Source organism: Arenibacter sp. ARW7G5Y1 (assembly GCF_003201775.1).
In the GTDB taxonomy this organism is placed as follows: Bacteria; Bacteroidota; Bacteroidia; order Flavobacteriales; family Flavobacteriaceae; genus Arenibacter.
Genome location: NZ_QJJZ01000015.1, coordinates 54,715 through 66,064, shown reverse-complemented (window position 1 = coordinate 66,064; position 11,350 = coordinate 54,715). Strand labels below are relative to the sequence as shown.

The following is an 11,350-nucleotide window of genomic DNA, read 5'->3' as shown; positions in this document are numbered from 1 at the left end:
ATTAATTAGATAGAATTAGGTAGTTATTTGAAAGTCATGAAAACACCCATGTTATTTTTAATTTTTATGGTCATAGGTTGTGTTTCATGTAAAAACAACAGAATTCTAGAGGGCAATGAAACCTTGACAAGGTCCGGTTACAATAAAATGGTTGCCAAGAAAAATAAGCTAGAGACAAGTATAATTGTCTACTTAAACCTTAGGAGAGAAAAAGAAATTGATAGCCTTGTAACAGACGATTATGTACGAAACATGAACGGAATACCAGTGGTTACCAATAAAACAGAGCTAAAAGCAAGACTTAATCTTTTTGGAACCGGATTCCCAGACTATGATATAACAATGGGCAATTGCCTGGTTTGTGATAATCAAGGCTATGTAGACTGGATGTTTACCGGGACCAATACCGGCCAATTTGCCGAAGTAATGGCCACAGGTAAGAAAGTAAAAATAAACGGATTTTCACACCTGTATTTTAATGAAGAGGGGCAAATATACCGTGAAGATATTTTCTATAATGAATTGGAATTTTTACAGCAATTGGGGTACTCGCTGCGGGCCCCTAATCTGAAATAGTGCAACATATAAAATCCTTAACAAAATTAAATGTCTAAACCATAAATCAACAAATATTATGAAAACACTAAAAAAAACGCTTTTTACTTCACTGGCATTAACACTAATAACATTCACAGCTACCGCACAGAAGGAAAAGAACCAAGCTTATTATGTACATGAGGATCAGGTAAAACCAAATATGATCCAAGAATATGACCAGGTTTCCAAAGACTTTACAGAAGCCAGTAAAAAACATAACCTGCAGGACCTTAGCTGGCAGGTAGCCTCAACCGACACCGGAAGGTACTTTAACATTTCCCCTATAGAAAATATGGCGGAACTGGACAAGAACGTCATGGCTCCCCTGTCTGAAAAAATGGGCGAAGAAGCCTTTGTCAATCTTTTTAAGCGGTTTAATGAATGTTATGACAAGCATGGCGATTATATAATTTATCTGAACAAGGAACTCACTTATATGCCCGAAGGAATAAACCCGATCACCGAAGGTCAGAACTACAGGAAATGGCATTTCTTACATGTTGCCCCGGGCAACATTCAAAATCTTAAAGGAAAACTAAAGGAATTAAAAGCCCTATATACTTCAAAGGGATCCAAGGAGTACTATCGTATATACCACAATGGATTTGGTAATATGGGAGATTATTATCTGGCAGTAATTTCGGCAGTAGACGCCGAGGACTATGCTAAAAAATCTAAGGAAAATGAGGCCTTGTTAGGTGAAGAAGGGAAAAAACTTTTCGATGAAGTGTTCAAGTACGTATTAAAATACGAAACCGAGACTGGGCGAATGCATCCCGAATTGGCCTATACGCCATCTAATTAAACTTATCAACAGGTAGGTCATAGGTTTCATCAGGAGCTTTGGGGCAACAAGTAGTTTGCAGATTTTCAATTTGAATTAGCAATTTCGTAAAGAAAATAGACCAAACCATTACTACACCCCCCTACCTGTTTTTTTTAAACAAAGGAAAGGAACAGTGAAACGTAAATTCAACTGAAAGTAAACTATCAAAACGATTGTCAGATCCCTATACTTCCCCCGATTTGGTATCGTCACAAGAAGGAAATTATTTTATAGTACCGCCTAAAAGCTAAACGTTACTATAAATGGCACCCGCGCAGAACCCAATGGGCTATTAAAGCAGTTTTCCAAAAAAATAACAAAACCAATAGAAAATCGCATTTGTTGTATTACTGGCTGCATTTGCTGTACATTTTTATCTGTTGAAAATTATTTTGGAAAGAAATTGACCTTACTTCGAATCAAACAAGAAAACGAAGAATTGGTATTTTAGATTGTGACACCCTTAGGTATATGTCCAACGGCAAGTATGCTTATTATCTGGACTTCATTCGGTTTGAGAAAAGGTTCCGGTCAAAACTATTTGAGAATACCGTTAAAAAAGAAATGTACGCCGTTTAAAGGTCCCAAAAAAAATCTATAAAAAGCCTTTAAAGATGTGGTCTACATTCCAGATGATCTTGGATTTGGAAGGCTGGGACCACCAATAGTATATCACAGCCAGATTATTGAACAGAATGGACGGCCCCTGTGCCATTGGTTATACAAAAGCCACCTTTTGGAAAGACATATAGGTTCAGAATCTAGGATGATAATGAAAAATTGCGGGGTAAAACTCGATCAAACGAAAATTTCTACTGAAATACCTGACATATTTAATATGTGATTACCAACTTTTAAAAAATACAGTTGGTTCAGTAAAATAAAAGTCAATCTTATGGAAAAAGCGTATAAAAATCTGGGATACTTTTTTTTGTTGCTGATACCGTTGACCTTTTTGGGTTTTTACAAAACTTATTTCGTTCAATTTCCAGATTTTAAAGAAAACCTAACTACGTTTATACATCTTCATGCCATTATTGCCTCCATTTGGATCTTACTTCTTGTTGTTCAACCCCTCCTAATAATATACAGAAAAAACCAACTGCATAGAAAAATTGGCAAACTATCCTACATAGTATTCCCAATCCTAATTTTATCCTTTGTTCCCCAAATGATAAGGATTATAAATTCAGACGCACCACAGATTCTATTCTTCCCTATGGCCGATAGTGTTCTATTGATCCTATTTTATTCATTGGCAATGTACAATAGGGGGACTGTTTCAAAACATATGCGATACATTCTTGGTACGGCCACTGTTTTTCTAGGACCTACAATTGGTAGAATTGGACCACAAATTTTGGAATGGTCAGAGCATGTAACCCAAAATTTACAATACGGAATAATCTACCTGATTCTTATTGGGTTGATTTTTTACGACAAAAGAAATGAAAAGAATTACCGACCATACCTTCTAATTCTATCAACTTGGGTAATACACCAAATAACCTTCAACCTATTATTTTAAAACCAAAAAAACACATTTAATCCAATTCATTATTAAACAAGAACCTAATATAAACAAACCTTCAAAATGGAAACAACAGCACAAACACAAATCGACCCGTCAAAAATTATGCAGGTCGGTACTGGATTTTTCGCCACCAAAACCTTACTCACGGCAGTGAATATGGAACTCTTCACCATTCTGGCCAAACGGGAATTATCTGCCAATGAAATTCAATCTAGGCTTGGTCTGCACGCACGTAGTCTATATGATTACTTGGACGCTTTGGTAGCATTGGGATTTCTAAACAGAAAGGGAATTAAGGAAAGTGCCCTTTACAGCAATTCAGAGGATGCCGATTTCTTCCTGGACAAGAACAAACCTAGCTACATAGGTGGAATTTTGGAAATGTGCAACAACCGTTTGTACCCTTTTTGGAACAATTTAGAGGACGGACTAAAAACAGGCTTGCCGCAAAATGAAGCCAAGGATGGTGGACAATCTCCATTTGAGATCATCTATGCCAATCCAGACAAATTGCGGGAATTTATACGTGCTATGACTGGCGTACAAATGGGCAATTTTATAGCTTTTGTCAATGAATTCGATTTTTCCAATTACAGTACACTGTGTGATATTGGAGGCTCGGCCGGAACTCTTTCCGCCCATGTGACAATGAAAAACCCACATATGCAATGTACCACGTTCGACTTGCCCCCGGTGTCGCCCATTGCCCAAGAAAATTTGGATGCCATGGGCCTAGGGGATAAGGTGAAGGTGGTTTCTGGGGACTTTTTTACGGACAATTTCCCAAAAGCCGATGTGATTACCATGGGTCAAATATTACACGATTGGGGAACCAAGGACAAAAAAATGCTTGTTAAAAAAGCATACGATGCTTTACCGAAAGGTGGGGCATTGGTCGTCATTGAAAATATTATCGATAAGGATCGTCGTAAAAATGCTTTTGGATTGCTTATGTCCCTCAACATGTTGATCGAAACTCCGGAAGGGTACGATTTTTCGACTTCGGATTTTGATGGACTTGCCAAGGAAGCTGGGTTCACCAAGACAAGTATAATTCCCTTAGCTGGACCATCGAGCGCAGGCATTGCTATTAAATAATTTACATTAAAAAATAATAGCCAATGGAAAGCAGTCTACCACCCAATATCGCCATTGCCCAAATGATCTTTGGGTATGTCACCACCGAGGCAATTTTTATAAAATCTGACCTAAAATTAACGAGGTTTATACCTGTTACCCCTGCAATCTGTATTGTAAAAGGAGAAATGAATTAATAATTAATTATATTTAATAAAACAAAAAGCATTCATTATGAAACCTTTAGGTTTAAATCCGAGTGTAAATAAATTAAACCAAAGACCTGTCTTTCCCCCTATTTATTTACACCCTATTTGATCAAATATGTTTTATAATCACAAAAGTAAACCAGAGGTTGGGCTTGGACAATATAGATCGTTATTAAAAATAATAAGGTATTAAACCTCAGGGCAAGCCTGCCTTTGTCGGCAGACAGGCCTGTCTGCCCTGAACCCAATAATAGGAATCGATCCTAGGGTCGAGGTATTGAACCTAGATCCCGCCGAAAAAGGCGGGATTAGTTCAACTTGCAATTTTAAGTACGTCTTACTGACTTCTCAAAATTGAGTTTCACTATTAAAAACATGATTTAGTTATGAAAACCAAATTTCTATACACCAGTATTTTTCTAGTTTTATTGGTTTCCTGTGGAAAAAAACAGCATCCAAAATTAGAAAAGGAAGCTACGTCGGCCTATATGGATTACTCCAACAGCGAGGACCAATTTACAGGCGGGATCGCCATGATACCAATTACAACACCAAAAGGTACGTTCAAGGTATGGACAAAAAGGGTTGGCAACAACCCCAAAATGAAGGTATTATTACTTCATGGGGGTCCAGGGGGTACCCATGAGTTTTTTGAGTGTTTTGATGGCTATTTGCCCAAGGAAGAAATTGAATACATTTATTATGATCAATTGGACTCCTATTACAGTGACAAACCCAACGATTCCACCCTTTGGACAACAGATCACTTTGTAGAGGAAGTGGAACAAGTTCGAAAAGCCCTAAACCTTAACAAGGACAACTTTTATCTTCTTGGACAATCATGGGGCGGGATCTTGGGAATGGAATATGCCTTAAAATATCAGGATAACTTAAAAGGACTTATTATTTCCAATATGATGGCCAGCATCCCGGCATATGAAAAGTATGCCGCTGAAGTGCTGGGCCCACAATTACCTCCAGAAGTCTATAAGGAAATTAAGGACATGGAGGCGAATAATGATTTTATGAATCCCAGATATTCAGAACTGGTAATGCAACATTATTATACGGAACACTTTTTAAGATTGCCCGTGGACAAATGGCCAGAATCCGTTAATCGTGCAATGGCCCATCTCAACCCCAATATTTATATTTTTATGCAGGGATATAGTGAATTTGGGGTAACCGGAAATGCCTCCTTAAAGGGTTGGGATGTCTCCGAGCGGTTGAACACGATTACAGTTCCTACCTTGGTAATTGGGGCCACCCATGATACCATGGATCCGAAATACATGGAATGGATGTCCCAAGAATTGCCAAAAGCTCGATTTTTATTATGTCCAAACGGCAGTCATTTATCGCAATACGATGATCAAAAGACTTATTTCAATGGTTTAATAAAATTCATTAAAGATGTTGACAACAAAACTTTTTAACCCGATAAAATGTACTAATGAATAATTTTAATTCTTCTATAGAGGCATTTTTATATTGGGAAAAAAAGACCCCTCTTAATCCGTTCTTGATTCAGAATTTTGAGAACCATCAAAAGACCCTCTCCTACTCCGACGCCGGGATTGAGATGAGGAAATTGGCCTCGTATTTATCGAAACTGGGATTGCCCAAAAAAAGCCATATTGCCTTGCTTTCCAAAAATTGTCCCCACTGGATGATGGCGGATCTGGCCATATCCATGGCAGGATTTATTTCCATTCCCATCTACCCAACATTGACATCCGAAGGGATTGACCTGATTTTGACACATAGTGAATCCAAAGCCATAATTGTTGGCAAACTGGACGATTTTGCATCGCAAGAACAAGGCATTCCCGATATCCCTATTATCACTGTAAAAACATTTGGCGGCAATACCGGGAATTTATGGGAAGACATTATGCAGCAGGAAGAGGAGTTATTGGATTTATATTTGCCCAAAAATAATGATCTAAGGACTATTATATACACCTCCGGAACCACAGGGCAGCCAAAAGGAGTTATGCATAGCAGCGGAAATTTCTCCAAAAGTTCAAGTACATTTATCCGCGTCCTGAAGTTACCCAAAAACCCTAAATTCTTCTCCTATCTACCACTGGCACATGTAGCCGAACGGGCCTTTTGCAATGGGATACTTTTTTACGGAGGCCAGATAACCTTTCCATATTCATTGGAAAAATTTGCCGAAAACCTAGAGGCATTACAGCCCGATATTTTCTTTGCCGTACCTAGGATCTGGACCAAATTCCAAGAAAAAATTCTCGAAAGTATTCCGCAAAAAAAATTAGACTTCCTTTTATCCATCCCGTACTTGAATAGGGTGATCAAGAAAAAAATCCAGACCAAATTGGGATTGGCCAATGCTACATTCATAGCCTCTGCTGCCGCCCCCATTTCCAGTAGCTTGGTAAACTGGTACAGTACTATTGGCATCACTATTCAACAGGGCTATGGAATGACGGAGGATTGTTGTATTTCCCATTCCAATTTAATAGGCCATAGTAAAATAGGTACTGTAGGCAAAGCACTGGAAGGGGTGAAAATTAAATTCTCTGAAGAAGGTGAGATTTTAATATTAAACAACTGCCTTTTTAAGGGTTATTACAAAGCACCGGAGATAACGGCATCCGTTTTTGATGAAGAAGGATATTTTAAAACCGGGGACATTGGAGAATACGACCATGAAGGTTATTTAACCATCACTGGAAGGGTAAAAGATCAGTTTAAAACCGATAAAGGAAAGTATATATCCCCTGCTCCCATAGAACTTCAAATTTCAAAAAATACCGATATTGAACAGATCTGTGTCGTTGGCACAGGGATACCCCAGCCCATAGCTTTAGTAACGGTCTCCTCTCTTGGGAAAGCCAAATCCAAAGATGATCTCGGCAAAAGTTTGCATCAATCAATTTTGGAAATTAATCCAAGACTTCAAAAACATGAAAAAATTGCCAAAGTTGTGGTCATGCAAGAGGAATGGAACGTAGCCAACGGATTTTCAACCCCCACTTTAAAAATAAAGAGAAATAGTTTGGAAAGGGTATTCCAACCCTTGTACAGAACATGGTTTGAAGCGGAACAAAACGTAATTTTTAAATAATAATAATAATAATAATAATAATAATAATAATATATACCACGACTATGGCAGGTGTTATTAAAACAGAATGCAGGCCTTATAATTGATCACTTGGAAAATTCCCTATTAAATAGTAACAAGCAATATGCAACAATGGGGATCAACCAAAAACAACCTTATATTTATGCAACCAAAAACCAACCGAATAGAATCCATTGATATATTAAGAGGTCTGGTCATGGTTATTATGGCCCTGGACCATGTAAGGGACTATTTTAACTATGGCTCCTTTTTTGTTGACCCCACAGATTTGGAAACTACAACACCCATATTATTTTTTACACGTTTTATAACCCATTATTGTGCCCCCGTATTTGTATTTCTGGCCGGAACTTCCGCCTTCCTTTACGGTAGGAACAAAACCAGGGCCCAACTCTCCAAATTCCTGCTAACCAGAGGTGTCTGGTTAATTTTTATGGAAGTTGTTGTAAACAATTTAATATGGACCTTTGATCTTACCTACAGTTTTCCCATACTTCAAGTTATATGGGCCATTGGCTTTAGTATGATATGTTTATCGTTTCTAATTTATTTACCAAAACAAATAATTCTTGCTGTTGGTTTGATGATTATTGTGGGACACAATCTTTTGGATGGTATTGTGATGCAGGGGAATAACCTGCAGTCCATAATCTGGTATCTTCTACATCAGAATCAAGCCTTGGTAATTGGACCGGATAAAATGATATTGTTTCATTACCCCGTCATCCCTTGGATAGGCCTAATGGCATTGGGGTATTGTTTGGGACAATTGTACCTAACTGACTTTGATGCAAAACTAAGGCGAACATGGCTGTTGCGAATAGGATTAGGGGCCTTGGTCCTATTCTTTGTAATAAGGGGCTTGAACGTCTATGGGGATCTGGTGCCCTGGACAGTACAGGACACCAATACCAAAACAATGATGTCCTTTCTAAATGTAAGCAAATACCCACCATCATTGGCATTCATTCTTCTTACCATAGGTCCCGCCCTACTTTTCCTTTATGCCTTTGAAAATGTAAAAAATGCCATTTCCAATTTCTTTATGGTTTTTGGAAGGGTTCCCTTTTTCTATTATTTTCTACATGTATTGGTAATTCATGTTGTGGCTATAGTCGGAATTCTAATTTTTGGCGGCAATTGGAAAGACATGATATTAACTGCCGACGTATTTATGAATGAAAAACTGGCTACTTATGGATATGCACTATGGATTGTTTATTTGGTATGGATAGGAATAATACTTGCCCTTTATCCCTTGTGCAAAAAGTATATGATCTACAAATCCAATAATCGGGATAAATGGTGGTTGAGTTATTTATAAGGAAGACTTATGGCCCATCTGTTAAAGAAGCTTATGGAATATAATCCTTATATCCCTACAAAGACTTTTTTCTTTTGGGAGGTATAAACCCAAAATGCTATAGTAATGGTCAGTGTTATTAATGTACCACCAATATAGGAGATTTCATTAGGTAGTTGGAAGCCTTCAGGGGCAATTAAAATATAGGTACTACATACCATGGTCATAAAAATTGCAGGCAATAGGGTAACCCAGTAAGCCTTATTTTCATAGATCAGATAAGCAGTTATGGTCCAAAGTACGATCATGGCCAAGGTTTGGTTGCTCCATGCAAAATAACGCCAAATAATTCCAAAGTCGATCTGGGTAAGTGCAAAGGCAATAATAAACAGCGGTAAACTAATTAGAAGCCTATTGATTATTTTTTTTTGGTTGGACTTGAAAATATCGGATAATATTAGGCGTGCAGACCTAAATGCGGTGTCTCCCGAGGTTATGGGAGCGGCAACAATTCCCAATAAGGCCAATACTCCTCCAATTTGCCCAAGCATATTAAGCGATATCTCATTGGCGGCCCAAGCAGCATTGTTGTTATTGGCCAACATAGCGCCGTTTAAACCTTCCACATTTCCAAAAAACGTCATAGCAGCAGCGGCCCATATCAGGGCTACGATTCCCTCTGTGACCATAGTACCGTAAAATATCTTTCGCCCTAGAGTTTCATTCTTCATACAGCGGGCCATTAAAGGGGATTGGGTAGCATGGAATCCGGAAATGGCACCACAGGCAATGGTTATAAAGAGAATGGGAAACAAGGGAGTTGCTTCGGGGTCATTGGTCATATTTCTTAAATTACCAGATACCAATTCTGGAATATTATAATCCCCAAAAAATAGGGCAATAAGCAACCCAAGGGCCATAAGCAGCATGGCCACTCCAAATATGGGGTATAGCTTACTTATTAGTTTATCTATGGGCAGTAATGTAGAAAGAATGTAGTAAACCAAAATAATGGCCACCCAAATCCAAACGCTCCAGATATTCCCCGTCATGCCGTCGATTATTTTTGCGGGGCCCACCAAAAAAACGGTCCCTACAAATATCAATAATACTACCGAGAAAAAACGCATAAATTGTTTAGCGGTGGTACCAAGGTATATTCCCACCACTTCACTAATGCTCAATCCATCATGCCTTATGGATAGCATTCCTGAAAAATAGTCGTGTACCGCTCCTGCAAAAATACTTCCCAGTACAATCCATAAAAAGGCCGCTGGTCCAAACATGGCCCCTGCAATGGCTCCAAAGATGGGGCCTAATCCTGCTATATTCAGGAATTGGATCAGAAAGACCTTCCAAGTGGGCAATGTCATAAAATCAACCTCATCCCTAAGCCTAACGGCCGGGGTCTCCCTATCCTTATCCACTCCAAAAATACGTTCCATTAATTTCCCGTATGTAAAATAACCAAGGACCAAGGCACCAATGGATACTAAGAATGATATCATCTAAATTATATTTTGTTTACTTTCTAAAATTGTTGCAAGCCTATTATGCCCGCATCCCTTCTATTCCAATTCTTCCAAAAATTCGGCTACTACATAGGCGTATGTATGGGTGCCCGACCCGGCAAAACGTAAAAGCTGCGCGTTGATATCAGGATTGGTCATTACCTCATTTTCAATGGCCGACAGATACAATTTCAACTGATTTTTGGTCATGATTTCCAAATTGCCTCCCAATAAGACCGCAACCTCAACCGGAGCCTGCTGAATATGATTTAACAATAAACTTCTACTATTGATATCCACAGTAGCAAAACTTTCCCAAAAGGGCATTTGTAAGCTATCGCTTTCCCAGAACAATTTAGGAAGATTTTGTACAATATAGGAACGGATCAAGGGAATACCCTCCTTGAAAATTTGTATTATCCGGTCCCTATGATCCAAATACTCTGCTTCATTTAAAGTCCCTAATGCGTACATTTGATAATCCTGTTCATTGCTTTGAAGCATATAGCCTTTCATTTCTTTATCAAAGTTGGCTATGGTATAATCCCGTAGTTCCCCTTTAATGGGTCCGTGCGCTATATTCCAGGCTACGTAACAGGAATAGAGTGCCCCGTCTACCACCGATTCCTTCACCTCCTCAATAGTGGCACCCGCTATGGCATCCACTCCGTCCTGTAGCGGCTCTTTAGGTTTTGAAACCAGCTCATCAATTTTCTTCCTTTTCAAAATAGAATTGTCATCCAACAATAGCCGGTGCAATTTTTCATAATCCTGTTCCAAGAATTCCTCATGATCATGTTTTGTCAATACCTGACCTTCTACCTTGTCATAACCCGCATAGGCCCCCAATAAATCCCAATAAAGTGTAAGGTACATTAACCTGCATTCGCCATCTGCGCAGACGGGAGTACAAACATCAGCGGTATAGAGTACCGGTCTATTCTGCTCGTTAACAAGGATATCAACATTCTGATTGCCCAAAGTCTCAACCTCAATAAAAAATGGGGTTGACTTCTTTTTTAACGCCATGCCTTCCTGCCATTGCAAGGCAAAAAACTCCGGCTTTTTTGTCAACATTTTATGTTGGTATTCAATTGTTTTGACCATCCCCTTTTTTGGGGTCCATACCAATCCCAATCCGCAAAATAGTAATGTGACAATTATTATTTTCATGATAA

Annotated in this window: 10 protein-coding genes; 8 read left to right on the top strand and 2 right to left on the bottom strand. The window is 38.6% G+C overall.

Annotated elements, in window-relative coordinates; genetic code table 11:
- Positions 1-36 precede the first annotated feature (36 nt).
- The 8 genes from C7972_RS18790 to C7972_RS18760 all read left to right on the top strand — a co-directional run bounded on the left by C7972_RS18790 (position 37) and on the right by C7972_RS18760 (position 8,682).
- Entirely contained in the window at positions 37-576 is a 540-nt protein-coding gene (locus C7972_RS18790) for an ester cyclase (RefSeq protein WP_110357713.1), read from the top strand.
- A 58-nt stretch (positions 577-634) separates the two neighbouring features.
- Positions 635-1,402: a hypothetical protein gene (locus tag C7972_RS18785; RefSeq protein WP_110357712.1), complete on the top strand. Its 768-nt coding sequence runs from the start codon at positions 635-637 to the stop codon at positions 1,400-1,402.
- Positions 1,403-2,318: 916 nt separating this feature from the next.
- Entirely contained in the window at positions 2,319-2,951 is a 633-nt protein-coding gene (locus C7972_RS18780; RefSeq protein ID WP_110357711.1) for a hypothetical protein, read from the top strand.
- A gap of 66 nt (positions 2,952-3,017) precedes the next feature.
- Entirely contained in the window at positions 3,018-4,055 is a 1,038-nt protein-coding gene (locus tag C7972_RS18775; RefSeq protein ID WP_110357710.1) for a methyltransferase, read from the top strand.
- Positions 4,056-4,078: 23 nt separating this feature from the next.
- The gene (locus C7972_RS23915) at positions 4,079-4,231 is read left to right on the top strand and encodes a hypothetical protein (RefSeq protein ID WP_181422936.1); all 153 of its coding nucleotides are present in this window, start codon (positions 4,079-4,081) and stop codon (positions 4,229-4,231) included.
- 398 nt (positions 4,232-4,629) lie between these two features.
- On the top strand, positions 4,630-5,679 hold the full coding sequence (locus tag C7972_RS18770; RefSeq protein ID WP_110357709.1) for a proline iminopeptidase-family hydrolase: 1,050 nt from the start codon (positions 4,630-4,632) through the stop codon (positions 5,677-5,679).
- A 17-nt stretch (positions 5,680-5,696) separates the two neighbouring features.
- Positions 5,697-7,337 (top strand): AMP-binding protein, encoded by a 1,641-nt coding sequence (locus C7972_RS18765; RefSeq protein ID WP_110357708.1) that lies wholly within the window; start codon positions 5,697-5,699, stop codon positions 7,335-7,337.
- Positions 7,338-7,500: 163 nt separating this feature from the next.
- Positions 7,501-8,682, top strand: coding sequence for a DUF1624 domain-containing protein (locus C7972_RS18760; RefSeq protein WP_110357782.1), 1,182 nt, complete (start codon positions 7,501-7,503; stop codon positions 8,680-8,682).
- Positions 8,683-8,729: 47 nt separating this feature from the next.
- Here C7972_RS18760 and C7972_RS18755 read toward each other — a convergent pair whose 3' ends face one another.
- Both C7972_RS18755 and C7972_RS18750 read right to left on the bottom strand, forming a co-directional pair.
- On the bottom strand, positions 8,730-10,169 hold the full coding sequence (locus C7972_RS18755) for a carbon starvation protein A (RefSeq protein WP_110357707.1): 1,440 nt from the start codon (positions 10,167-10,169) through the stop codon (positions 8,730-8,732).
- Positions 10,170-10,229: 60 nt separating this feature from the next.
- Positions 10,230-11,345: a hypothetical protein gene (locus tag C7972_RS18750; protein WP_110357706.1), complete on the bottom strand. Its 1,116-nt coding sequence runs from the start codon at positions 11,343-11,345 to the stop codon at positions 10,230-10,232.
- Between the last annotated feature and the right edge of the window lie 5 nt (positions 11,346-11,350).

Excerpts from the sequence above, each read along its gene's own strand:
- C7972_RS18790 (WP_110357713.1), top strand. The coding sequence starts at position 37 with ATGAAAACACCCATGTTATTTTTAATTTTTATGGTCATAGGTTGTGTT.
- C7972_RS18785 (WP_110357712.1), top strand. The coding sequence starts at position 635 with ATGAAAACACTAAAAAAAACGCTTTTTACTTCACTGGCATTAACACTA.
- C7972_RS18780 (WP_110357711.1), top strand. The coding sequence starts at position 2,319 with ATGGAAAAAGCGTATAAAAATCTGGGATACTTTTTTTTGTTGCTGATA.
- C7972_RS18775 (WP_110357710.1), top strand. The coding sequence starts at position 3,018 with ATGGAAACAACAGCACAAACACAAATCGACCCGTCAAAAATTATGCAG.
- C7972_RS23915 (WP_181422936.1), top strand. The coding sequence starts at position 4,079 with ATGGAAAGCAGTCTACCACCCAATATCGCCATTGCCCAAATGATCTTT.
- C7972_RS18770 (WP_110357709.1), top strand. The coding sequence starts at position 4,630 with ATGAAAACCAAATTTCTATACACCAGTATTTTTCTAGTTTTATTGGTT.
- C7972_RS18765 (WP_110357708.1), top strand. The coding sequence starts at position 5,697 with ATGAATAATTTTAATTCTTCTATAGAGGCATTTTTATATTGGGAAAAA.
- C7972_RS18760 (WP_110357782.1), top strand. The coding sequence starts at position 7,501 with ATGCAACCAAAAACCAACCGAATAGAATCCATTGATATATTAAGAGGT.
- C7972_RS18755 (WP_110357707.1), bottom strand. The coding sequence starts at position 10,169 with ATGATATCATTCTTAGTATCCATTGGTGCCTTGGTCCTTGGTTATTTT.
- C7972_RS18750 (WP_110357706.1), bottom strand. The coding sequence starts at position 11,345 with ATGAAAATAATAATTGTCACATTACTATTTTGCGGATTGGGATTGGTA.